A 25099-nucleotide genomic window follows, 5' to 3' on the forward strand; every position below is an offset into this window, starting at 1 on the left:
AAAGTGAGGTTAAAAGAATGGAGGGTAACGTAAAGCTTTTAGGTGATGATGGGATGTTAGGGATGGAGTTTAAGGAAAGAACGATTCGTTTTTATAACACAGAAGAAGATGTGATGGAATTATTTTCTACGAGAGTGCAGACTCAAGAAGTCATCGATTTTCTTGAAGAATGTAAAAAAGGAAATGAAGTAAAAGTTCAACAGAGTAGATCAATCGGAGGGGAACCGTATCGTATGAATCAATTTTCATTTTTTGAAGACATCGATGAAAAGGAGATGCGAAGACTTGTGGTGAAAGAGCTAAAAAACTACAAAGCATTGTGCGTCCGGATGAAAAATCAAGAAGAGCAGGAAAATTAGCGAAGAGAGCGTGTTTATAAGCTAGTGCGTTTATATCTTGAAAAACTAGTTAAGCAAGGAGAAATAAAGGAAGTAAAAAGAAGCAGAAGAAAAAGATGATTCTGTAAAAAGCAACCATTTGGGTGCTTTTTCTTTTACACAAAACAAACGAACTCAATGAAAAAAACAGCGATGTATGAGATTTTTATACTAGTCAGTTTGAAATTTAATATAGTGCGGTTTCTCTAGAAAGGAGAAACCGCATTTTTATATTTGTAAAGATAATTAGAAATATAGATTTGAAATTTTTTAGATAAATGAATTGTTAGCAAAAACTAGCAACTTCAGTGACAGGTGGAAGAAACAATTTACGTGGTATTGTAATAATCTCAAGAGCCATCTGAGCTGAATAGAGAAGTATTGGAGTTAACTCTAAAGCGTGAGTTAATAATAATATAAAGCTTGTTAGGATTGCAAAGCTCCCCCAAAAGAAACTTTTTGAAATGTTACGGAAATCTTTTATTAAGGAAAAGAAAGAAACAAATGCTGTAACAAAGAGAATCAAAATTTTATATTTATCAGTCATTAAATCCCTCCTAAAGTACAGTAGCTTATATTATAACGTGTTTTTATGTATTATAATAAAAAGATTTCGAAATGAATAGTTTAAAAAAGTAAATGCCGCAACTTAATATATTAGTTGTGGATTTTTGTTTTTGTATTCTTTGTTTTAGAAAATAGATAATCTAGAATTAAAAATTAAAAAATAGATTAGTGCCCTTATTATTGTTTGCTGGAGCTTTACTGGATATTTGACCGGACAATAAGACGAGCTTTGAATATATTAATAAAAAAGGGGATGTTGAACAATGGCTAGATATAGTTTACATGGAGGTCACAATAGTATTGTACAGGGTGCGAATTATGGGAATCGGAAAGAACACATTATGGATCGCCAAGTTAAGGATGCAGTTGTTGCTAAATTAAGAGCATTAGGGCATACAGTTTATGATGATACTGATGAAGTAGGGACAACACAAGCACAAAATTTAAATAACATTGTATCAAAAACAAACTCACATGATGTAGACTTAGTAGTTTCATTTCATTTAAACTCATATGATACGAATGCTAATGGTGTTGAAGTTTTGTACTATGACCAACAAGCTTTATCAGCAAAGATAGCAGCGCAACTTTCAAAAGATATTGGCTGGTCAAATCGTGGCGCTAAGGAGCGAAAAGATCTTTATGTATTAGCGAATACGAAAGCACCTGCAATCTTAATTGAACTTGGATTTATCGATAATGAAGCAGATATGTCAAAATGGAATCCAGATAAGATTGCAAATTCAATTGTTTATGCGTTAACGGGGCAATCTGGTGGGACAACTCCGCCATCGAAAAAAAATATCATTCAATCAGGAGCTTTTTCACCGTATGAAACCCCCGATGTAATGGGAGCATTAACGTCACTAAAAATGACAGCTAATTTCATCTTACAATCGGATGGTCTAACATATTTTATCTCTGAACCAACTTCAGATGCGCAACTTAAAGGAATGACGGATTACCTTGATCGTAAAGGCTGGTGGTATGAAGTTAAGTAAAGATTTTAGTTTAGTGGAACAGAATATTTAAAAATCAATAGTCAAAAAAGAGGATTACTTATAATGAGTAATCCTCTTTTTATTTTATCTCATATGAATAAGAGTAGATATAGAAAATTACCACCTTAAAACTAAATAAGTAATGCATGTAAGCGGGAGGTTCATTTGGTATATCAGCTATATTTGTAAATTATACTTTTAAACAGAAATGAAATTTAGAGTTTGAATTTAATTGATTACAATTGAAAAAGCACTAAAAACTAATAAAACGGCCATAATGATGTTAAAAGATTTAGTATGTTTTAATAAAAGTTTTTGGAACATGGAACCAAATAAGCTCCAACTAAATGTACTCATTAACCCGACTACACCTAGAAATAATGAGAAGAGTAGAAAACTTGAATATGAATTATAGTAAGGGAGAATAAAAGTTGACACTACAGTCAGGCCAAATAGTATCCCTTTAGGGTTAACAAACTGAAGGAAAATCCCCACTGTAAATAAGTTTTTATTATGTTTTTCATCGGGATCTGTACTAGTTTTACTAGTGAGTATTTTAAAAGCTAAATATAGCATATATGCTACACCTAAAATTTTTAAAGGGAATTCTATTATGGGTAGGATATTAATTAGTACAATATTAAAGAAGCTACATAAGGAAGTGAGGATGAAAAACCCGAAAGCTACTCCAAAACAAAATTGCATACTCCTTTTTAAACCGTGTTGATTGGCGTATGTCATAGCTAAAAAATTGTTAGGTCCGGGTGTGAAGCTACTTATAAAAACAAATAACAAAAAAGAAAATATAGGCATTTCAATACCCCCTAATTATTTGGTGTGTGTTATAATGACCGAAAAGGACAATATAGCGTGTGCTTTTTATTATACATAACGGTCGTTATATTGTATATAGTGTAGGAGTGTTTCTTATGGAAGAAATTCAACTTATTTTAGCAAAAAATTTAAAAACAATACGTGAAAAAGAGAAAATGAGTTTAGAAAAGGTCTCTCAATTAACGGGTGTGAGTAAAACGATGATTGGACAAATTGAACGAGGAGAGTCAAGTCCAACATTAACAACGATATGGAAAATTGCTAATGGTTTGAAAGTGTCTTTTACTTCTTTAATCAATAATCCGCAACCAGATACGAAAGTTGTTTTACGAAATGATGTTCAAGTATTATCAGAAGACAATGGGAGATATAAAGTGTATCCTTCTTTTCCTTTTCAAGATGATAGGAACTTTGAAATCTATACGGTTGAAATTGAAACAGAAGGAAAATTAAGTTCGGAAGGCCATAAAGAAGGAACCGAAGAGTTTATAACGGTGTTTGAAGGGGAATTGATAATTGAAATAAATGATTGTCAATATACATTAAATAGCGGAGATGCAATTCGCTTTAAGGCGGATAGACCGCACTCTTATCATAATTCCGGAAGTACGCTAACTCGGTTAAGTATGACCATTTATTATCCAGCTGCATAAACTTACCATTGCATCAAGAATATAAAGAAATGTATGTTGATAAACCATCTATAAGAGATGGTTTTATTTTTTAAAATTCATAAAAAAAGACACTCGTTTGAGTGTCGACATAGTATTGCTCTCGCGTATAGGATTGGAGTATGTTTCTCAAATACGTTTTGAGATGGTTCGCATTTTGGGAAACTGTCTTCTTATTCAATGTAACATTGGCAGGGAGAAGTGTAAATTGATAATGTATATACGGAAAATTTAGTATAGATGGTTACTACTATGAATATAGTACAAATTGTTTTTGTTGCTTAATAACTGTCGTGAAATTATTGAAATATTATTAGCTTTAGAAATGACGTAATAGTTACTACTTTAGCAGCTAAGAATGTTTATTATAAAAAAGAATGAATCATTTATTAATCGATTCGTATAATTGTTAAAGAGGCACCTGTTGAACCACCTCCAACTAAATTAACTATGGATAATACGCCGAATAGTTGAAGGGAAATTGTATTACCAGCAATTAAATTGGTTATTAAATTATTATTATAATTTGAAGTTGATATTGCGGGTGAAAAAATAGATCCGGGAAGTGGAGTCGAAGAGTTTAATAGTAGCCTTGTACCAGCAAGTAGAGAAGTTGTTGTATTAATTTGATAGGTTAAATAATATCTTCCAGTAACAGGAATTGTATATATATCATTTGTAGCGTTCACTGTAAAATTACCTAGACTTTGGTTATTAGAAAGTGGAATATTAGTTCCACCTAATATGACTGAGATGGGACCACCTAATGTATTATTAGCGAACATAGAGTTTGTTGTAATAATGGGTCCAGTAAAGCCTGTGGGTCCAGTAATACCTGTGGGTCCAGTAATGCCTGTGGGTCCAGTAATACCTGTGGGTCCAGTAAAGCCTGTGGGTCCAGTAAAGCCTGTGGGTCCAGTAAAGCCTGTGGGTCCAGTAATACCTGTGGGTCCAGTAATGCCTGTGGGTCCAGTAATGCCAGTAGGACCGGTAATACCTGTGGGCCCAGTAGGACCTGTAAGTCTGTATGGAAGAATAATTTCAAGAGCCAGTGATAATAGTTCTTTTTTTATTTTTTCATTCCTATTTTGAATATAAATCACCTCATTTTTAAATTAGAACGTAGCCGATTTAGTATTTTGAAATGGAACTATCATTTTATTATATTAATACTACTAGTTATAGCAACGGTAAAAAGTTTACTATATGTAAAAATCATTTGAGAATGAAAAAAGTAGTTATGGAATTCTTCTAAAATGATAGATGTATTATTTTGTTAAGTAGTAAACAAAAATGTGGAACGAGGTATTAAAGTGAAGCGAGATAATAAATTATCAATAAATAAAGCTATGATAAAACCTGAAAACATTGGACCTACGTTTCCAATTCTTCCCCCAATTTATATTCCAACGGGCCCAACGGGTTTAACGGGAATGACCGGTCCAACGGGTGCAACTGGTTTAACAGGATCACCGGGAGTAACAGGTGCAACTGGTTTAACGGGATCACCGGGAGTAACAGGTGCAACTGGTTTAACGGGATCACCGGGAGTAACAGGCCCGACTGGTTTAACAGGATCGCCGGGAGTAACAGGCCCGACTGGTTTAACAGGATCGCCGGGAGTAACAGGTGCAACTGGTTTAACAGGATCACCGGGAGTAACAGGTGCAACTGGTTTAACAGGATCACCGGGAGTAACGGGTGCAACTGGTTTAACAGGATCACCGGGAGTAACAGGTGCAACTGGTTTAACAGGATCACCGGGAGTAACAGGTGCAACTGGTTTAACAGGATCACCGGGAGTAACAGGCCCGACTGGTTTAACAGGATCGCCGGGAGTAACAGGCCCGACTGGTTTAACAGGATTACCGGGAGTAACAGGTGCAACTGGTTTAACAGGATCACCGGGAGTAACGGGTGCAACTGGTTTAACAGGATCACCGGGAGTAACAGGTCCGACTGGTTTAACGGGATCACCGGGAGTAACAGGTGCAACTGGTTTAACGGGATCACCGGGAGTAACAGGTGCAACTGGTTTAACAGGATCACCGGGATTAACAGGTGCAACTGGTTTAACAGGATCACCGGGAGTAACAGGCCCGACTGGTTTAACAGGATCGCCGGGAGTAACAGGCCCGACTGGTTTAACAGGATCGCCGGGAGTAACAGGTGCAACTGGTTTAACAGGATCACCGGGAGTAACAGGTGCAACTGGTTTAACAGGATCACCGGGAGTAACGGGTGCAACTGGTTTAACAGGATCACCGGGAGTAACAGGCCCGACTGGTTTAACGGGATTACCGGGAGTAACAGGTGCAACTGGTTTAACAGGATCACCGGGAGTAACGGGTCCAACTGGAGTTATTGGACCAATAACAACAACTAATTTATTATTTTACACTTTTTCAGATGGAGAAAAACTTATATATACAGATTCAGATGGGATCGCTCAATATGGTACAACACACATATTACCTCCTGATGAGGTTTCCTATATTAATTTGTTTATTAATGGAATACTTCAACCACAACCATTATATCAGGTTAGTAATGGTCAGCTAACTTTATTGGATAATCAACCACCAACGCAAGGTTCTTCAATTATTTTGCAATTCATCATTATTAATTAAAAAAGACAGATTCTTAAATAAAAAGAATCTGTCTTTTTGTTCTACATTAAAGTAGTTAAACTAAGTGACGATAAATTCAATTGTAATTGGAATTCCGCCGTCTAATGCATCTCCGCCAGGAATTGTAATAGCACCAGTAGGTCCAGTAGTAATACTGGAGTTCACACTAGGTTGAAGAATGCCATTTACATAAAAGTTGTAATACGTAAAAGTCGGAAAAGCAGTTGCAGTAGTACCAGCATCGTTTAAACAAGCTGTAGCAGCAATTGCAAAAGCTGCACCTGTTCCTGTTCCAGCTCCTAGTGTAGATGTAAATCTTCTAGATGCCATAAATGGTTGGATGATTGGCAATTAATTCTCACCTCCTAAATTATTTTTTGAACGAAGTATAGAATAACTTGTCCGATATATTGTATGAGAGTTTTCTATAATAGAAACGGCTTCTTAATTATTGAGAGAACATAATTTTAGTAAAGATATTGTTACTTATCTGAAAAGATGGTGTTGTTACTTGTTGGTTATATGCAAATGCTTAGTTTTAATATTTAAATTAAAATGTGCTTTTGGACCTAAGAGATAAACGTGGAAAATTAAAATAAACGCTTAAGTTTAGGTGTTTAATCTAAGCAGTCAATTATTAAAAACATATAATTAATATGTGAGTCATGAACATAATTAAATTACGTTTTCAAGTTTGATTATAATTCATGTTTCCTATTTTAAGAGAAACATATAACTTAACTATTTTTTTCAATCGCATCTTTTATAGTACTTAGAATAGGAAAACACTCAACTATAAGAAAAGTAAGGAGGAAATAAATGAAACATAATGATTGTTTTGATCATAATAACTGCAATCCGATTGTTTTTTCAGCAGATTGTTGTAAAAATCCACAGTCAGTTCCTATTACTAGGGAACAATTAAGTCAATTAATTACTTTACTAAACTCATTAGTATCAGCTATTTCAGCATTTTTTGCAAATCCAAGTAATGCAAACAGATTAGTGTTACTCGATTTATTTAATCAATTTTTAATTTTCTTAAATTCCTTATTACCTTCTCCAGAAGTTAATTTTTTGAAACAATTAACTCAAAGTATTATAGTTTTATTACAATCTCCAGCACCTAATTTAGGACAATTGTCAACATTATTGCAACAATTTTATAGCGCCCTTGCACAATTCTTCTTCGCTTTAGATCTTATCCCTATATCCTGCAACTCAAATGTTGATCCTGCAACTTTACAACTTCTTTTTAATTTGTTAATTCAATTAATCAATGCTACTCCAGGGGCGACAGGTCCAACAGGAGCAACAGGCCCAACAGGAGCAACAGGTCCAACGGGAGCAACAGGAGCAACAGGAGCAACAGGCCCAACGGGAGCGACAGGTCCAGCAGGTACTGGTGGAGCAACAGGATTAACAGGCCCAACGGGAGCAACAGGATTAACAGGAGCGACAGGTCCAACAGGAGCAACAGGCCCAACAGGAGCAACAGGCCCAACAGGTCCAACGGGAGACACAGGTCCAACAGGAGCAACAGGAGCAACGGGAGCAACAGGATTAACAGGAGCGACAGGAGCAACAGGTGGCGGAGCTATTATTCCATTCGCTTCAGGTACAACACCATCTGCGTTAGTTAACGCGTTAATAGCTAATACAGGAACTCTTCTTGGATTTGGATTTAGTCAGCCTGGTGTAGCTTTAACTGGTGGAACTAGTATCACTTTAGCGTTAGGTGTAGGTGATTATGCATTTGTAGCACCACGAGCAGGAACTATTACGTCGTTAGCAGGTTTCTTTAGTGCAACAGCTGCATTAGCTCCATTATCACCTGTGCAAGTGCAGATACAAATATTAACTGCACCAGCAGCAAGTAATACGTTTACAGTACAGGGAGCACCTCTATTATTAGCACCAGCATTTGCTGTAATAGCGATTGGTGCTACAGCATCGGGAATCATACCTGAAGCTATTCCAGTAGCTGCTGGAGATAAAATACTGTTATATGTTTCATTAACAGCAGCAAGTCCAATAGCTGCAGTTGCTGGATTTGTAAGTGCAGGTATTAATATCGTCTAACTTGTTACAATGTCTGTTTGAAAGTTGAACTGGCGTTTGTATATAGCCCTTCCTAATCTTATTAGGAAGGGCTATATTTTATGGGAAGAAAGGTAATAAATCAATTGAGAAGTTTCTTTTTGTTAAGCTGGTATAAAATAAAAATGTATGTTTTAAATTTTATTGTTTATGGAATAAGTTATATAGGTTAAAAAATTACCTATAAATAAAAAAGATGAATTCTATTAAAAATAGAATTCATCCATTTCATAAACGGTATACAAGGGAAGTAAGTTATTTATCGTGAGCGTTGAAATGTTATAGTTCAAATTCGTAATAAACTATTTGTTTTTATTACAGTTACATCCTTTTTTCTTTACATAGCCTTGTTCGGCTAAATCTCTTTGCGATTGGGAATTGGAAGATTGAGAATTCGAAGACTGAGAGGATGCTGATGAACTACTATTTTTATTATTAGAGTAGTTTTTTCGATAGTTATAATTACTCATAGTACTATCACCTCCAATTAGATATATAAATATTATATGTATGTACTCTATTAATTGTTACGAAAAAAATAGGAATGGTGGATATACAATAAAAAATCTCCTACGTATTTTCCGAGGAGATCAATAATTGTCTATTAATGAAATAAATTAATATCCCCAGTAAAGAGGGAAATAGTATGAATCTTGGTAATATAAATTTTGTTGTTGGTTAGGAGGCTGAGTTGTTGGGGTTATCGTGCCGCGGTTCTGATTACAGTTTGCTGGAGGACCAATTACTGTAGTGGATTGAATAGGGGATATCGCTTGTTTCCATTGTTGTTCATCGAGACAGTAAGTATGAGCCATCATATTAGCGGGAGTTAATCTTAAAATATCAGAACCAAAAATAACTTCTGGGGTTGGGGCATTGAAAATAGCTAATAAGTGAGTACCATCTGCTGTAGCAATTTCATAATGCCACCACGCTTGTGGAATGTTGGCAACTTGCCCTGGTTTTATCGGTAAGTTTAATATTTGGTTTGTAAAAGGATTAAGTAAGGAAACAACAGCAGATCCTGAAATACAGTAAACAAGTTCAGCTGCATTTTGATGAATATGTGGCTCTACAACATTTCCTGTACTTAAATAGATATCTAATAAAGAAGTATTTTCTAAAGTATTTAATTGTTTTATGCCAAGTACGTTTATATAATTTTGGGCATCTTTTTTAAAAAAATTACTTTTATTTAAATCATGGGTGAAATTGGTTGAGGGGGAAGTGTAGTCGATATAAGAAGTCATTTGTATTACCCGCCTTTCTTATATTTTCATGCAATTTGAATTTAGGATATGAGTCTAGTTATTGAAATGTGAAAGCGTTGCTGCTCTTCGTTTGTAAAGTGATAAAAATGTTCGTTTGAATGCACTATAATTACAAGAGTTTCATTGCGAAAAAAGGTGCTATTAATTACAATTAATGTAAAAGATAGCGCTTTTTTAATTTGGAGTACAAGGGGAGTGCAGAAAATGAACCATACTATTTTAAAAGAGTTGGAAGTTGAATTAAAAAATTACTTTCAACCGTTTTTGAATGCACCTGCAACAATAGAAGAAATTCAATATGCCGAAAGTGAAATGGGAATTGCGTTTCCAGATGAATTACGTAATCTTTATCTTGCACATAACGGTGAGGATAAATCAGGACCAGGGTTGTTTTTTGGTTTGCCATTTCTCCCGTTAGATGAAGTTTTGGATGAGTGGAGAATATGGAAAAGAATTGAAGAGGATGATTTTTTTTATTTTGATGCATTTTCAATACCAACAGAATATATTAAGGAAAGATATGTGAATCATAATTGGATACCTATTAGTAAAGATTATGGCGGTAACAATTTAGGAATAGATGTTGATCCGGATGAAAAGGGGAAAGTGGGACAAGTTATTAATTTTGGACGAGATGAAGAAGTGAAATATGTAATTGCAAATAGAATTTCAGATTTGTTACTATTTATTTTACAAACGTTAAAAAATAAAAATTTCACCATTCACCAAGAAGAAGACTATTTATATTGGGGTTATGGTGCTAACGATAATATACATTTTTTAGACGCTTTATTTAATATTGAATTACCTGTTTTACATCCTCAATTTATATTTCAATCTGAAAATAACGTGAAAGATTGGTACGATAGTTTAGATGAGAATTGGAGAAATATAGTGGGACCATCTGAACGTGCAGACAAGTTTATTAGAGAGAAGAGATTATATTTAGGTGGAAACGGAATAGAAGATATTAGTCCGTTACAGATGTGTACGGAAGTGAGAGAACTAATTTTATCTGGAAATGAAATTAAAGATTTAACAGGATTAGAACGAATGAATTCTTTAAAGAAATTATATTTAGTTAAAAATCCGGTTCAAGATTTAACGCCAATATTACATTTACGGCACTTACAAGAAATGAATATAAAGAATACGAGGGTAAATAATCTATCGGCACTTGTAGAAATGCCATCATTAAAAAAATTAGATATTTCACATACTAGTATTCAAGATTTTTCGTTACTACCGCAGTTTAAAAAGTTAGAATCGCTTACTGTACATATTTCAAATCGCGAGCAGCTCTATGCAATTTCAAAAGTAGATACTTTAAAGCATTTGTATATTTTAGGTTTAGAAAATGTTAGTGAATTGGATTTGCTTGTTTTGCAAAATTTAAATAAGTTAATCACAATTGAATTTGAAAATAGCATCATTGCTAATTTAAATTGTTTTCAACACAATGCGTCAATTCAAAATATAAAATTGACAGATACAAAGGTAAAGGATGGAGCGGCATTAGGTAAAATGAATGGACTAAAGGAATTAGAATTAGATGGCGCAACAATTGATAACCTTGAAACGATTTGTTGTTCGCATTCATTAGAAATATTTACAGGATCGTTTGAACAATTTTTTATGTTAAAAGACTCATTTGATAGAAATATAGATTTTTCAAAAATAATTGGAGGAATGAGTGAAGAAGAAAGAGAAATTTGGCACCGGCATGTAATGGATTAGAACATAATATTATTATGTAAATAAGGTAGTTTGTAGAAATAAATTTTGTGTAACTGAATGTCACATCCCTCCTTAATCGTTCGTCTTGTATGTAGAACGTATAAGGAGGGATTTTATTATGAAACATTTTGATGTAGCAATTGTTGGTGGTGGGCTGGCTGGATTAACAGCATCTATATATTTAGCGAAAGCTGGAAGGAAAGTTATTGTATTAGAAAAGTCCAGTCACTTCGGCGGCCGAGGGATGACTATAAATAAAAACGGCATTTGTATGAATCTTGGTGCACATGCTTTATATAGAGGTGGAGAAGCGTTTATAACTTTTAATGAGCTAGGAGTAAACCTTTCAGGTGGAATCCCATCTACAAAAGCACATGGAATATGGAAAGGGGATATTTATACCATTCCAACAGATTTTCGCTCCATTTTATCAACACCGTTACTTTCATGGTCTGCAAAAGTACAGTTCGCTCGTCTTATGATTCATTTAGGAAACTTAGATGTAGGAAAAATTCCAAAAATGAGTCTAACTACATGGGCAGAAAATGAAATTAAAGATCCAATGGTTCGAAATATATTTTATGCATTATGCCGAACAACAACATATACGTATGCTCCTACAATACAATTAGCAACTTCCGTACTAAAGCAAATACAGCTTTCTATGAAAGAAGGAGTACTTTATGTAGATGGTGGTTGGGAGACGATAATAACAAATTTAAGGAATATAGCAAGTACTAGTGGTGTGCAATTTCTGGCTAAAAAGCATGTTTTGAAAATAGAGAATTGTGAAGGGAAACAAAGAATACAATGTTTTGACGATGAAGTATTTGAAGCAGGTGTAGTCATTGTAACAACTCCACCGAAAGAGGCTTGTAAAATTATAAAAGGTGCAGAAGGAACAAGTTTGCAAAAATGGAGTGAACAATCTATACAAGTGACCGTGGCAGCGTTAGATATTGGTTTAAAACAATTACCGAATCCTTTACATCATTTTGCATTGGGATTAGATCAACCTATATTTTTCACGAATCAATCGAGAGCAGCTAAATTAAGTGAAGATGGATCAATTGTAGTGAGTCTAATTAAATACCATAACCCTGTACTAGAGCTGAATCATATTCAAGAAGAGAAAGAACAGTTAGAAAATGCAATGGAATTGTTACATCCGAATTGGAAAAGAGAAGTTGTTGCACAGCAATATTTACCGAAAATAACGGTAGTATATGATTTTCCTCATATTGACCGTGTTGAAAAACCAGGCCCTAATATACCTGGAATGCCAGGTGTTTATGTTGCAGGAGATTGGGCTGGACATGATGAAATATTAGCTGATGCTGCGGTGGCAAGCGGAAAACGTGCAGCGTTACACATATTAAAGCAATCTGAAAGTGAGGCAATTCATCATGGAAACGGGGCAATTATATGAGACGTATCAATCATTATTATTTTCGTTAGCATATAGAATCCTTGGGAGTGTTATGGATGCTGAAGATATCGTCCATGACGTATTTATATCACTTAATAATATGGAGGACGTTCAATCTATAGAAAATATGAGAGCTTATTTATGTAAAATGGTAACAAATCGCTCAATTGACAAATTACGTTCGGCAGCACATAAACGGAACGTATATGTCGGAATGTGGTTGCCAGAGCCATTTGTGGAAGAGATTGATGATCCATCAGAGTCATTTGTAATGAAAGAATCAATTTCTACGGCATATTTATTACTTTTACAACAATTGTCTGAGGTAGAGAGAGTTGTTTTCATATTAAGAGAGGTTTTCAGTTATGAATATGAAGAAATCGCTTCAATTGTAGATAAGAGTAGTGCGAACTGCCGAAAAATCTTTCAACGTGCACGGAAAAGTATTTTGGATAAGCCGAAGCAGTCAACATTAAGTACGAAGAAGATGGCTGCCTATGTGGAGAAATTTGTATCATCATTGCAGTGTGGGGATGCGCAAGGCATGTTAGAAGTATTAAAAACAGATGCGATATTGAAAGCGGATGGTGGTGGTAAAGCTACAACTGCAATCCATCCAATCTATTCTGCAGATAGAATTATACGTTTATTCTTTGGAATTGGGAAGAAGTTCCCGGAAGAGTACAATGTTGATTATAAGTTGGTAAATGGTGCCCCAGGTGTTATTGTTAAAGTAAATAATAAAGTGACTTATGTGCTTTCATTTACATTTGAGAATGAGAAAATCTCAAACATTTATATGATGGTTAATCCTGAAAAACTTATGCACTTAAATGTAACGGTATAAAAAAAGACGCATTTCTTTAGAAGTGCGTCTTTTTTTTATTTCTCTAACATTTCAAGAGGTACATCTTTTTCGCCTGCTACCTCAAATTTAATTTCCCCATCTTCTTCATAAATACGTGAAATAATCGGTATAGTAATCATTAATTTTTTATGCTGTTTTCGTTTTCGAGCAGCATCTAAGCTAATCACGTTCATTGTAAGCATCCTTTCTTCTAGAAATATATAAACAAAAGAAAATGCGTCCGGAAAGGGCGCTTAATTGAATTTGAAATACCGATTCATTTAATTGGGGTTTATATGATTTAACAACTGCAATTGAATTAAAAATAGTATGAATGGAATAATTGCACGTAGAAATTAACTTTACCAAAAAACGAAACAATATGCTATAAAAAAATTCAAATCTTTGTCGTATAACGAGAAAAAGGATTTCGTTTCGCATATAATGAAAGTAGACGGGCAGCAAGAGCTTTTTCATCATATTGCTTTGGAAAGGCGATGAAAAAATGGATACGTTAGATTCATTATTATTTCAACTTGAACAATATGGAGAAGAGCATGATCGAAATAAAAAAACACGGGAAGAAAAATTACGGAATATTTCTCGTGAGATGGGGCAATTTTTATCAATTTTAGTAAAAGGATGTAGCGCAAAAAACATTTTAGAAATTGGAACTTCTAATGGTTATTCTACATTGTGGTTAGCTAGCGCGGTAGAAGAAACAAATGGAAATGTAACAACTGTAGAGCTTTCTTCAGAACGAGTTGGAGAGGCACTTATCAATTTTGAAAAGGCAAACCTTTTACAAAGGATTGATGTTCATAATCAAGAAGCAGGGGCATTTTTAGATGTGCAACTAGATCATTCATTTGATTTTATTTTCCTAGATTCAGAGCGGACGCAATACATGTGGTGGCTTGAGCATATAAAACGCATTTTACAACCAAAGGGTTTTCTTGTTGTTGATAACGCAACTTCTCATGCAAGTGAGTTAGCCGAGTTTAGAAAAATGATTGAAGAAGATGAAATGTTTGAAACGGTCTTATTGGCATTTCAAAATGGAGCATTTGTAGCACTTAAGAAGAGTTAGGATTGAGCGTAATATAATTATCACATTGAAAAAGGGTGTATGTCAAAAGATTGAGTACAGTAGGATGGGAAGGACGTAATTTATATACGTAACATATGAAGAATCCGCCTTCAGCTTGTTGTTCTCTAGGTCTTAAGTCTGAGGAAAATAATGTTGAGAACAGGTATACTTATAGTAAGAAACAGGGAATGACTGCATAAACAGGCATTTCTAAAAAAATCGATTTCAAGCAGTTAGAATGTATATGAAATACGATATAATAGATGAAATATAGTGCATATAAATTCGCACATATAAATAAAGGAGCGATTTTGTTGACTGAACTCGAGAAAAAAGAACCTGTATCCATTGTGAAAGATAATAATGTAGAAGTAGTAGTAGATACAGTTATAAAAGATCAAGAATTAGAGGAACTGAATAAAGAAGCTGATCTTTATGTACAAAAATTAAATAGCGAGCAAAATACGGATTTATCAAAAGTATTGTCACAGCTAGGAGATTTAGGGGATAAAGAGCAACAAGCTGCAGGACAAACGTTATCAGCACTAAAGCGTCCTGTAACAGCGATGATGAATGGAAAGAACGAAGAAATTCCAAATACATTGTTAGAATTACGAAAAGTGGTATCAGAGCTTGATCCGAATTCATTAAAAGCAAGTGGTATGAAGAAAATTATGTTTAAAGTATTCAAGAAAAATCCACTTGAAACATACGTGCATAAATATCAATCTATAGATAAGCAAATTGAGGAGATTATAAGATCCCTACTAATTGGTCGTGACAACTTACAAGAAGATACAGTTGGTCTTGAAATGCTTAAAGAACAATCGCACGATAAAATTCACGCACTTGATAAGCAAGTATACTTAGGGAGAAAACTTGCTGGCATGCTGGAAGCTGAGAAACAAAATCCAGAACGTCAAAGAGATATTCCATTAATTAACGATGCATTAGAAAAGATTCTAGTACGTACACGTAATATGCAGCAAGCGAAAAGTGTTTTATTACAATCTATCGCATCTGTAGACATTATTAAGAAAAATAATGAAAAGTTAACAGAAGCAATTCGTAATGCCATTACGATGACGCAAAACGTTGTAACAGTTTCAGCTGCTATCCAGCTAGCGTTAACAAATCAGCGTAAAACAATTGATGCAGTGAATGCGACAAATGAAGCAATTGAATCAATGGTATTAAGTAACTCACAAGCATTAAAACAAAATACAGAAGAAACAACAAAACTTCTTGAAAATCCTGCTATTAGCATGGATAAATTACGTGAATCATTCCAAAATGTATTTGCTGCGATTGAAGCTTCTGAGAAATCATCAGAACGTATTATCGAGTCAAGTAAGAAGTTTGTAATTGAATTAGACACATTTAATGATGAAATGAAACAAAAACTCATTCAGCGTCCAAGGAAATAACAGACTTTTAGAGGAGGTGAAAAAATGAGTTTCATTCAAACAGTATTAGTACTATTGGGTACATTGCTTTTAATCGCATTTACTGTCGTTGTTTTAGTTGTATATTTCGGACGTAAACTGTATTTTTCATGGACGAAACCATATAAAAGAGCACATGATTCTTTAGATAAGTTATCGAATAAATCATTACCGTTTCTACAAGAATTTACACAGCACCCACTCTTTTATCGCTGGATTCGTACGGAAGGAAAGAAAGAACAATATACATTAAACACTCTTTTCTGTGCATCGGGTCAACGTACGAGAGAGCAAGTATTCTCAATGTTACCGAAAGAAAAACAGAAAAAAGTACATGTAATGGCAAAAACAACGAAAAAACTTACAAATGAAGATATTGATGTAGCGGCGATGAAAGTAAAAGATTTTTTAAGACAAGAAACGCAGCAAACAGTAAAACCATCAGACCTTTCGTTTTATAAATTGTATTTTTATGATCGATATCCAGATGCATTAAATACAATTCAAACGTATAAGCGCTCAATAAACCCTTCATTACAAAGAACGGTTGATGAAATTACAATTTCAGTATTAAATGCCTTACCGTATTATCAGGAGCAGCGTATGTTTGAACAACAACATAAACTTGAAACGTTTTTAATGAAAGATTTAACAGCGATGCTATCGTTAGTCGTACAATTACCACCTTCACAACGACCAGAAAAAGAAGAAGAATTAAAAATCTACTTGCAAAATTTCCAAAAAGAAATGGAAGTAGTCGAGCGAGATATTCGTGACTCGATTGATCACGATTTGAATGTGAAGATGAGAGCAGCGACTGAGAAGTTTAAGAATAAATAAAAAAAAGCGCCTTAAAGCTATAGTTCTTAGCTTTTAAGGCGTTTTTTTATTAGTTGTTATTTTGCTTTAACGGTTGTATGACTAGAAGCAACACTTTCATTATGCAATCGATCAACTGCAGTTACTACATACGTATACGTTTCTCCAGAAATAGCTGTTTTATCTACATAAATCTCTCCAAGTTTTGTCTTTCTTACAGTAGTAAGTAAATGTTTCGGATTTTCTATATCCACTTCATTTTTTCCATTCACACGGTAAATGGCGTAATAAGCAGAGTCATTCTCTCTATTATCTATGATACCTACAGCAATACCTTCATCTCTTGGAATGGCCCCTTTTAAAGTCGGTTGTTTTGGTGGATCATGATCAAGCCAAGGCATAGATGGGATTAATGCAGGGTGTTTATATATGTCTTTTGCGAGTCTATCTTTAACCCCTAGTGGATTGTTATTTATATCTTTTAAGCTAAAATGCATACTACCTTTTATTTCAGGATATAACCGGTTTAATGCAATTTGTCTTGGGTATTCTTCAGGATCAGACCAAGCTGGGATAGAATTATTATTAATTTTATACGCCGCCTGACCGATGTATAGGTGAATCGGTTTATTATTTGTTTCTTTTACCCACCAATCTACTAATATGTCATATGCAGCTGGTGTGAAACCTATATTCCAATATATTTGCGGTGTAATGTAATCAATATAACCTTTTTGTATCCATTCACGTGTATCAGCATAAAGGTCATCATAGTTTCTTTGACCTGCAGTTGTGTTAGAGCCAGTTGGATCGTCAGCTATATTTCGCCATACGCCGAACGGACTAATGCCAAACTTTACGTATGATTTTTCTTGTTTTATAGCTGTATTTAAACCTTTGACAAGTTCATTTACATTGTTACGTCGCCAATCTTCTATATTTATAAATTTACCATTATTATAAGTTTCGTACGTTTTTTGATCGGGGAATTGTTCACCCGCCACTTTATATGGATAAAAATAATCATCCATATGTAATGCATCCACATCGTAATTTTGTACAATTTCTAAAGCACCTTCAGTTATGAATTTTTTTACTTCTGGAATGCCAGGATTGTAATATAACTTTCCTCCATAAGGTACAACCCAATCGGGGTGCTGTTTTGCAGGGTGGTTATCCGATAATCGATTTATATCGGTGTGATTCATCGTTATTCGGTATGGATTAATCCATGCGTGGAATTCTATATTTCTTTTATGTGCTTCTTCAATCATAAATGCGAGCGGATCGTATCCAGGATCTTTTCCTTGTGTACCTGTAATGTATTCAGACCAAGGACCGTAATTGGAAGGGTAAAAAGCATCAGCGGTTGGTTTTATTTGTACAACAACTGCATTCATACCAGTGTTTTTTACATCGTCTAATAATCTAATAAACTCTTGTTTTTGACTTGCAATAGGTAAGCCAGTTTTTGAGGGCCAGTCAATATTAAGTACAGATGCTATCCATACAGCGCGTAATTCATGTTTTTTGTAAGTAGTATTTACTTCAGCATAAGTAGAGTGAGGGGAAATGAATGAGAAAGGAGTAAACAAGATGACAATACAGCACATCATTAATAAACGTTTCATAATCATTTATACGCCTCCCTATTATACGATTATTTAAAATAATATATGATGTGAGGTTGGCCCTGCAATTGAGAAAAATAAATATTGAAACATTAATTTAATAGGAAAAATATTTTTACTGAAATTTACTTTCAGTATAACTAAATTCTTTTACTTCTTCATATGCTTCTTAGTAAAGTGAAACTTCCTTTCATCCGAAGGGGATAAATTATAAGTATAGGAGGATTAATAAATGAAGGTTTTATTCGTTTGTTCTGGAGGGATGTCCAGTGCAATTGTTGTAAACGCTTTAAAAAAAGAGGCGGAGAAAAAAGGTGTAAACATGGAAGTCCATGCCATTGGAACAAGTGAGATAGAGGAAGAAGTAAAGAATGGCTGGGACGTTGTAATGGTTGCACCTCAAGTAAGACATCGATTTGACTCTGTAAAAAAATTTGCAGAAGAGGAATCTATCCCGTGCGGTATCATACCGCCACAAGCGTACACGCCGCTTGGCGGACCGACTTTATTAAAAACTGTAAATGATTTAATTAGTTAGGGGGAAGCGTTATGAATAAATTTGTCACGTTTCTTGATAGAAACTTATCTGGACCGATGGCAAGGCTTTCTGAACAGAGGCATTTACAAGCAATTCGTGATGGAGTTATTTCAGCGTTACCATTTATTATTGTAGGAAGTTTCTTTTTAATTGTAGCATTTCCACCATTACCGAAAGATAGTTTCATATCTGTTTGGGCATTAAAAAATCAAACAAGTATATTAATACCATATCGTTTAACGATGTTTATTATGTCTTTATATATAGCATTTGGAATAGGATATAATTTAGCGAAAAGTTATAAGCTAGATGCTTTATCAGGAGCACAGCTTGCAGTATGTTCATTACTATTAACATTAACGCCTGAATTAATTGATAAAAAAGGGTTTATGCTTCCGATGACAAATCTCGGAGGTCATGGATTATTCGTAACGATGATTGTTTCTATTTTATCAGTTGAGATATTAAGATTTTGTAAGACGAAAAATGTAATGATTAAAATGCCAGAACAAGTACCGCCGTCTGTTTCACGTTCGTTTGAAGCACTTATACCCGCTGCATTCGTTATTATTTTAATGAGTTTAGTAACTGTCGTTTTTAGTATTGATTTACATCATGTAGTTGATAAATTAGCGGCACCGTTAGTAAAAGCTGGTGATAGTTACTTCGGTGTAATCATTCCAGTATTTTTAATTACATTTTTTTGGTCATTCGGAATTCATGGTGTGTCGGTTGTTGGAACTGTTGCCCGGCCATTATGGGAAGTATATTTAGGGAAAAATGGTGAAGCAGTTGCTAGTGGCGCAAATCAGTTACCATTCATTTCACCAGAACCATTATACCAATGGTTTATATGGATTGGTGGTTCTGGTGCGACGTTAGGACTTGTATTAGCTATGATTGTATTTGGTCGATCAAAATATTCGAAGGCATTATCAAGAACTTGTATTGTGCCTGGTATTTTTAATATTAATGAACCTGTTATTTTTGGATTGCCAATTGTACTAAACCCAATATTAATTATCCCATTTATCATTACACCACTAGTAACAGCAACTATTGCATACTCAGCAACTGCGATGGGGTTTGTTACACCAACACATATAATGCCTCCATGGACATTACCAGCTCCAATTGGTGCATATTTAGCAACAGGTGGGGATTGGAGAGCGATTGTACTCGTATTTATAAACATAACAATATCATTCCTTATTTATTTACCATTCTTTAAAATGTACGACAAAAACATGCTTGAAATTGAGAAAAATGGTGATGGGGAATCTGTTAGTCCGTAAGTTTTATATTTTATTTTGAGTGATAGGCATTTTGTCTATCACTTCTTTCACATGAAGTTCAGAGAGGGTGAAATGGAATGAATATAAAATTTAGTTATAAAGGTGTATTTTTATTATTATTTGGAGTGATATGTGCAAATTTACTTTTTGTACCTTTATTAAGAATGCTAAATCTATCACAAATGCATAGTATATGGCTCGTTACAAGCATTGCGGCAAGTATTTTGCTTACAGTAGTTGTTTCTTTCATTGATGGATCGTTTGCATCAAAAGCTCAGTTATTTTTTAGATTCATATTTTTTTCAATCGGTTGTACGTTTGTAACTTACATGATTGTTTTTTAGTAAATAGGAGGTTATGCATGTTATGTATATTGCAGGGATAATGTCCGGTACTTCGTTAGACGGAATAGATGTAGCACTCGTTCATATAGAAGGGAGTGGTGTAGAGTCGAAGGTCAAACTCATCCATTTTACTACAGTTCCATTTTGTAATGATATGAAAAATGAGATCCAGCAGGCATTATCAATAGAAAATTCAAATGTACAACTCATATGCAGTTTAAATTTCAAACTTGGTTTATGCTTCGCCAATGCTGTAAGGGAAGTTTGTAAAGAGGCCAATTTTCCTTTGGGACAATTAAATTTAATTGGTTCTCACGGACAAACGATTTATCATCAGCCAAAGCAAGATGGTAATATGATTCCTTCCACATTGCAAATTGGAGAACCAGCAGTTATAGCATATGAAACGAATACGACGGTTATTTCTAATTTTCGAACGATGGATATTGCAGCAGGGGGACAAGGTGCACCACTTGTACCATATTCAGAGATTATTTTGTATCGTCATCCAACTAAAAATAGACTATTACAAAATATTGGCGGGATCGGTAATGTTACCGTAATACCAAGTCACCTAAGTGATAAGAACGTTATAGCTTTTGATACTGGTCCAGGGAATATGGTAATTGATGAAATGTGTCAAAGGCTATTTCAGTTATCATATGATCAAAATGGTAAGATTGCAAAACAGGGAGTAGTTGTAGATGAAATATTGACCTATTGTATGAACCATCCATTTTTGAAAATAAATCCACCGAAATCAACTGGTAGAGAACAGTTTGGAGAAGAATTTGTCAGTGAGTTGTTGAAGCAGTACGAAAAGCATAGTAAAGAAAATATATTGACGACTGTCACGATGTTTACAGCAAGTTCAATTGTTCATCAGTATAAGGAGTTTATTCTGCCGTATTATGAAATTGATGAGGTGATTTTAGGCGGTGGTGGCAGTTATAATCGTACACTTGTTGAAATGATACGGTATGGATTGAAGGATGAAAAATGCGACATATTCATTCAAGAAGATTTAGGCTATTCTTCAGAGGCGAAAGAAGCAATCGCCTTTGCTATTTTAGCAAACGAAACGTATCATCATAATCCGAGTAATGTGCCAAGTGCAACAGGTGCAAAGCAATCTGTAGTTTTAGGGAACATAACATTCCCTCCAACTTGAAGAGAATGAGGCGAACATATGAAATATATGATTGGAGTAGACGGCGGGGGAACAAAGACAGAAGCAATTGCATTTGATAAAGACGGAAGTGAACTTGAAAGGACTACGAGTGGTTTTGGAAATATATTAATAGATTTTGAAGAAGCACTTTTTCATATTATGGAAGCGATTGATCAATGCCAGAGAGGGTTATTAAATGGGGATTGCGTTTGTATTTGTTTAGGATTAGCGGGTGTAAGTGGGGCAAATACGAATGAATTAATATTACGTCTAAAAAAGAAGTACGGAACACAAATTGAAGTATTTAATGATGCAATGATTGCTCATGCAGCTGCTTTAAAAGGAAAGGATGGAATTTTAACAATTGGCGGTACAGGTGCGATTTGTTTAGGAAAGAAAGGGGAAGTGTACGAGTATAGCGGTGGATGGGGACATATTTTAGGAGATGAAGGAAGCGGATATTGGATTACGTTACAAGGTTTAAAGAGAATGGCAAATCAATTTGATCAAGGAGTTCCACTTTGCCCATTAAGCTTAAGAATTCAAGAAGAGTTTCAACTTTTGACATCGTCTCATATAAAAAGACTAGTATATAGTTTTTCAAAAGATAAAGTTGCAGCAATCGCACCATTCATTATTGAGGAAGCGAGAAATGGGAATAATGATGCACATGAAATTATTTTGCAAGCGGCTACGGAATTAACGAGAATTACGGTGAATATTTACAATAAGATGCAGTTTGATTTATCAACTTCAATTGCAGTAAGTGGCAGCATATTGCGTTTCGTTCCTGAAATATATGGTGAATTTAAGAAATGCTGTGAGAAGAGTATAGGAGAAGTTACATTTGTATCACAATCAGAAACAGCAGTGAAAGGAACATATTACTTAATGAAGAATTTATATTTTAATAAATAGCTGCATGAGAATTTTTGTATAATTTGTAAAAATATGATGTTAAAATGTATAAAGGAATGTGGATAAAAAAGTACAATATACATAGTTCTTGAATATTGTATATGTATTCCCATGTAGAAAGTGAATGATTACATGATTAATAGTATGCAATTTTTGTATTTGGTGGCTTCTTATTTATTTGGAAACATATTGACCGCTTATATAGTAACGAAATGGAAACATAACGTTGATATTCGAAATGAAGGAAGCGGTAATCCTGGCGCAAGAAATATGGGGCGCATATATGGAAAAGGATATTTCGTCGCTACATTTTTAGGTGATGCAATCAAAGGGGCAATCGTAGTTTCTATTGCAAAATACCTTTTTGGAGATTCTACATTTGTAATGTTAGCTTTATTGGCTGTTTTACTTGGACATATTTACCCAATTGTATTTAAAGGCAAGGGCGGAAAAGGCATTTCAACATTTATTGGAGGATTAATTGCATTTGATTATTTGATAGCGCTTACCCTTGTTGCTGTTTTCATTATATTTTATTTAATCTTTAAAGGATTTACTAAGCCGGGGCTAATTACAATCGCTTGTTTACCAGTTTGTATGATTTTGTATTCTTATTCTATTGTTACGACTATTTTAAGTGCTCTTATCATTGTACTTATTTTATATGTAAATCGAGAATAAAGGAAACTTTTATAAGTGGAGAAATCTCCACTTATAATTTAATTAAAAAGCAAGCGATAAATAGAGAAAAGAAGGGGATAGGACATGGGGTTAATTTATAAAGTTGCTGATCAAGATTGGGAATTTGAACGTATACATAGATTGAATTATAAAACATTTGTAGAAGAAATTCCGCAACATGAAGAAACGAAAGAGCGTGTTCGTATAGATCGTTTTCATGAAGAAAATACATATTTAATTTGTTTAGATGACGATAAGTTAATAGGGATGGTTGCGTTGCGAGGAAAACGACCATTCTCATTAGACTATAAAATTACAAATCTAGATTTGTATTTGCAAGAACATGGAGAACATGTATATGAAATTCGTTTGCTTTCAGTAGAACGTGAATACCGAAATGGAAGAGCATTATTAGGTTTAATTCGCTTTTTACATCGTTATTTGCTTCTAAATGGATATGAATTAGCACTCATTTCTGCTACAACACGTGAACTACCTTTATACGAACAAATGGGATTCAAATCTTTCCATACGTTAGTTGGTACTGAAGAAGCAGCCTTCCAGCCAATGTATGTTACACCTGCTATGTTTGAAGAGTCGAGTGTTGGTGGGATTATGACGAAAGAATACACATTTTTACCAGGTCCAGTAGATATTGAAGAAAATGTTCGAAAGGCATTTTCTACTAAGCCTATTTCGCATCGTTCTAAGTCATTTCAAGTGACAATGGAAAATGTCAAAAAACGTTTACTGCAAATGACAAAAGCAAAACGTGTGCAAATATTGTTAGGAACAGGGACGTTAGCAAACGATGCGATTGCTATACAGTTACGTTCTTTAAAAGGGAAAGGACTAGTATTAACAAATGGGGAATTTGGTAATAGATTAGTTGGACATGCAGCACGCGCGCAATTACATTTTGATACGTATAAAAAAGAAATGGGAGAACCGTTTATTTATACCGAATTAGAAAAAATAATGAGAACTGGCAATTATGAATGGCTTTGGTTTGTTCACCATGAAACATCAACCGGAATGTTAAATGATTTAGACGAGCTAAATGTTTTAAGTGAAAATTATAATGTGAAGCTATGTGTAGATTGTATCAGTTCGATTGGAGCAATACCGATAGACTTGAAGGATGTATATTTTGCAAGCGGTGTTAGCGGAAAGGCAATTAAATCGTTTACTGGATTATCTTTCGTTTTTTATAATCATAATGTGAAAGTAAACGAGACATTACCGGCCTATATGGACGTTGGTATGTACGAAGAAAATGAAAGTATTCCATATTCTCATTCATGGAATTTAATTTATGCACTGCAAGAAGCTTTGAAGAGATTTGAAGATGAAACGGCATTTGTAAAAATAAATGAGACATATGACTATATTGAAGATGCAGTTACTAGTATGGGTTTAAAACTTGTTTCACCAAAAGAACATGCCGCGCCAATTATACTTACCATTCAATTAGATGAAGATCAGTCTTCTAAAACAGTAGGCGATACGTTAGCGTTACAAGGATATATTGTTCATTATGAATCAGCGTATTTACGAAAGAATAATTGGATTCAAATTGCATGCCTAAATCATTATAAAGAACGTGATTTGAAGAGGATGTTAAACTGTTTGCAAATGTGTGTATTACAGAGTGGGGTACATATATAAAGATTTTTTGTTAACATAGATGGTTTCGTATAAAG

Annotated in this window: 25 protein-coding genes; 18 read left to right on the top strand and 7 right to left on the bottom strand. The window is 34.3% G+C overall.

Going from position 1 to position 25099, the window contains the following annotated elements:
* Window positions 1-17 precede the first annotated feature (17 nt).
* A complete protein-coding gene (locus tag J0835_RS11780) occupies window positions 18-359 on the top strand; it encodes a hypothetical protein (RefSeq protein ID WP_087980416.1) in 342 nt (113 codons plus the stop codon).
* Window positions 360-663: 304 nt separating this feature from the next.
* On the opposite strand, the gene J0835_RS11785 is transcribed toward J0835_RS11780, so the two are convergent.
* Window positions 664-924, bottom strand: a complete 261-nt coding sequence (locus J0835_RS11785) for a hypothetical protein (RefSeq protein ID WP_087980417.1) — start codon at window positions 922-924, stop codon at window positions 664-666.
* 283 nt (window positions 925-1207) lie between these two features.
* Between J0835_RS11785 and J0835_RS11790 the strand changes: the two genes are divergently transcribed.
* The gene (locus J0835_RS11790) at window positions 1208-1945 is read left to right on the top strand and encodes an N-acetylmuramoyl-L-alanine amidase (protein WP_087980418.1); all 738 of its coding nucleotides are present in this window, start codon (window positions 1208-1210) and stop codon (window positions 1943-1945) included.
* Window positions 1946-2173: 228 nt separating this feature from the next.
* On the opposite strand, the gene J0835_RS11795 is transcribed toward J0835_RS11790, so the two are convergent.
* The gene (locus J0835_RS11795; RefSeq protein WP_087980419.1) at window positions 2174-2758 is read right to left on the bottom strand and encodes a LysE family transporter; all 585 of its coding nucleotides are present in this window, start codon (window positions 2756-2758) and stop codon (window positions 2174-2176) included.
* A 59-nt stretch (window positions 2759-2817) separates the two neighbouring features.
* On the opposite strand from J0835_RS11795, the gene J0835_RS11800 reads away from it, so the two are divergent.
* Window positions 2818-3432 carry a helix-turn-helix domain-containing protein gene (locus tag J0835_RS11800; RefSeq protein WP_097860314.1) on the top strand — a complete coding sequence of 205 codons (615 nt, stop codon included), beginning with the start codon at window positions 2818-2820 and terminating at the stop codon, window positions 3430-3432.
* Window positions 3433-3839: 407 nt separating this feature from the next.
* On the opposite strand, the gene J0835_RS11805 is transcribed toward J0835_RS11800, so the two are convergent.
* Window positions 3840-4553, bottom strand: a complete 714-nt coding sequence (locus tag J0835_RS11805; protein ID WP_176373335.1) for a collagen-like protein — start codon at window positions 4551-4553, stop codon at window positions 3840-3842.
* A gap of 210 nt (window positions 4554-4763) precedes the next feature.
* Between J0835_RS11805 and J0835_RS11810 the strand changes: the two genes are divergently transcribed.
* Window positions 4764-6080, top strand: coding sequence for a DUF4183 domain-containing protein (locus J0835_RS11810; RefSeq protein WP_333728123.1), 1317 nt, complete (start codon window positions 4764-4766; stop codon window positions 6078-6080).
* Window positions 6081-6140: 60 nt separating this feature from the next.
* Here J0835_RS11810 and J0835_RS11815 read toward each other — a convergent pair whose 3' ends face one another.
* A complete protein-coding gene (locus tag J0835_RS11815; RefSeq protein ID WP_001121646.1) occupies window positions 6141-6431 on the bottom strand; it encodes a DUF4183 domain-containing protein in 291 nt (96 codons plus the stop codon).
* Window positions 6432-6899: 468 nt separating this feature from the next.
* Between J0835_RS11815 and J0835_RS11820 the strand changes: the two genes are divergently transcribed.
* Window positions 6900-8162 (top strand): exosporium glycoprotein BclB-related protein, encoded by a 1263-nt coding sequence (locus J0835_RS11820; RefSeq protein WP_087980420.1) that lies wholly within the window; start codon window positions 6900-6902, stop codon window positions 8160-8162.
* Window positions 8163-8797: 635 nt separating this feature from the next.
* Here the strand turns inward: J0835_RS11820 and J0835_RS11825 are convergent.
* Complete coding sequence (locus tag J0835_RS11825; RefSeq protein ID WP_087980421.1) at window positions 8798-9430, bottom strand: cupin domain-containing protein; 633 nt, start codon at window positions 9428-9430, stop codon at window positions 8798-8800.
* 225 nt (window positions 9431-9655) lie between these two features.
* Between J0835_RS11825 and J0835_RS11830 the strand changes: the two genes are divergently transcribed.
* From J0835_RS11830 to J0835_RS11840, 3 genes are all read left to right on the top strand, one after another.
* Window positions 9656-11188 carry an SMI1/KNR4 family protein gene (locus J0835_RS11830; protein WP_087980422.1) on the top strand — a complete coding sequence of 511 codons (1533 nt, stop codon included), beginning with the start codon at window positions 9656-9658 and terminating at the stop codon, window positions 11186-11188.
* 118 nt (window positions 11189-11306) lie between these two features.
* Window positions 11307-12617: a phytoene desaturase family protein gene (locus J0835_RS11835; RefSeq protein WP_087980423.1), complete on the top strand. Its 1311-nt coding sequence runs from the start codon at window positions 11307-11309 to the stop codon at window positions 12615-12617.
* Complete coding sequence (locus J0835_RS11840) at window positions 12595-13464, top strand: sigma-70 family RNA polymerase sigma factor (protein ID WP_087980424.1); 870 nt, start codon at window positions 12595-12597, stop codon at window positions 13462-13464. Before J0835_RS11835 ends, J0835_RS11840 begins: the two co-directional genes overlap by 23 nt.
* Before the next feature lie 35 nt (window positions 13465-13499).
* On the opposite strand, the gene J0835_RS11845 is transcribed toward J0835_RS11840, so the two are convergent.
* A complete protein-coding gene (locus J0835_RS11845; RefSeq protein ID WP_001100983.1) occupies window positions 13500-13658 on the bottom strand; it encodes a hypothetical protein in 159 nt (52 codons plus the stop codon).
* Between the two features lie 311 nt (window positions 13659-13969).
* Here J0835_RS11845 and J0835_RS11850 point away from each other — a divergent pair, with 311 nt between their 5' ends.
* The 3 genes from J0835_RS11850 to J0835_RS11860 all read left to right on the top strand — a co-directional run bounded on the left by J0835_RS11850 (window position 13970) and on the right by J0835_RS11860 (window position 16839).
* A complete protein-coding gene (locus tag J0835_RS11850; RefSeq protein ID WP_087980823.1) occupies window positions 13970-14554 on the top strand; it encodes an O-methyltransferase in 585 nt (194 codons plus the stop codon).
* A 314-nt stretch (window positions 14555-14868) separates the two neighbouring features.
* Entirely contained in the window at window positions 14869-15981 is a 1113-nt protein-coding gene (locus J0835_RS11855) for a toxic anion resistance protein (protein WP_000137410.1), read from the top strand.
* Between the two features lie 24 nt (window positions 15982-16005).
* Window positions 16006-16839 (top strand): DUF3974 domain-containing protein, encoded by an 834-nt coding sequence (locus J0835_RS11860; RefSeq protein WP_000008384.1) that lies wholly within the window; start codon window positions 16006-16008, stop codon window positions 16837-16839.
* 56 nt (window positions 16840-16895) lie between these two features.
* On the opposite strand, the gene J0835_RS11865 is transcribed toward J0835_RS11860, so the two are convergent.
* Window positions 16896-18455, bottom strand: coding sequence for a glycoside hydrolase family 10 protein (locus tag J0835_RS11865; protein ID WP_087980425.1), 1560 nt, complete (start codon window positions 18453-18455; stop codon window positions 16896-16898).
* Between the two features lie 226 nt (window positions 18456-18681).
* On the opposite strand from J0835_RS11865, the gene J0835_RS11870 reads away from it, so the two are divergent.
* The 7 genes from J0835_RS11870 (at window position 18682) to J0835_RS11900 (ending at window position 25064) form a co-directional block, all read left to right on the top strand.
* Complete coding sequence (locus J0835_RS11870; protein WP_000865895.1) at window positions 18682-18987, top strand: PTS sugar transporter subunit IIB; 306 nt, start codon at window positions 18682-18684, stop codon at window positions 18985-18987.
* Between the two features lie 11 nt (window positions 18988-18998).
* Window positions 18999-20282: a PTS sugar transporter subunit IIC gene (locus J0835_RS11875; protein ID WP_087980426.1), complete on the top strand. Its 1284-nt coding sequence runs from the start codon at window positions 18999-19001 to the stop codon at window positions 20280-20282.
* A gap of 77 nt (window positions 20283-20359) precedes the next feature.
* Entirely contained in the window at window positions 20360-20626 is a 267-nt protein-coding gene (locus tag J0835_RS11880) for a hypothetical protein (protein ID WP_001021976.1), read from the top strand.
* Between the two features lie 13 nt (window positions 20627-20639).
* On the top strand, window positions 20640-21797 hold the full coding sequence (gene anmK, locus J0835_RS11885; RefSeq protein WP_140386751.1) for an anhydro-N-acetylmuramic acid kinase AnmK: 1158 nt from the start codon (window positions 20640-20642) through the stop codon (window positions 21795-21797).
* An 18-nt stretch (window positions 21798-21815) separates the two neighbouring features.
* Entirely contained in the window at window positions 21816-22715 is a 900-nt protein-coding gene (locus J0835_RS11890; protein WP_087980428.1) for a BadF/BadG/BcrA/BcrD ATPase family protein, read from the top strand.
* Window positions 22716-22847: 132 nt separating this feature from the next.
* Window positions 22848-23396, top strand: coding sequence for a glycerol-3-phosphate 1-O-acyltransferase PlsY (gene plsY / locus J0835_RS11895; protein ID WP_087980429.1), 549 nt, complete (start codon window positions 22848-22850; stop codon window positions 23394-23396).
* Window positions 23397-23480: 84 nt separating this feature from the next.
* The gene (locus J0835_RS11900; RefSeq protein ID WP_087980430.1) at window positions 23481-25064 is read left to right on the top strand and encodes an aminotransferase class V-fold PLP-dependent enzyme; all 1584 of its coding nucleotides are present in this window, start codon (window positions 23481-23483) and stop codon (window positions 25062-25064) included.
* Window positions 25065-25099 lie beyond the last annotated feature (35 nt).

Source organism: Bacillus cereus group sp. Sample62, from assembly GCF_036851315.1.
Classification (GTDB): Bacteria; Bacillota; Bacilli; order Bacillales; family Bacillaceae_G; genus Bacillus_A; species Bacillus_A wiedmannii.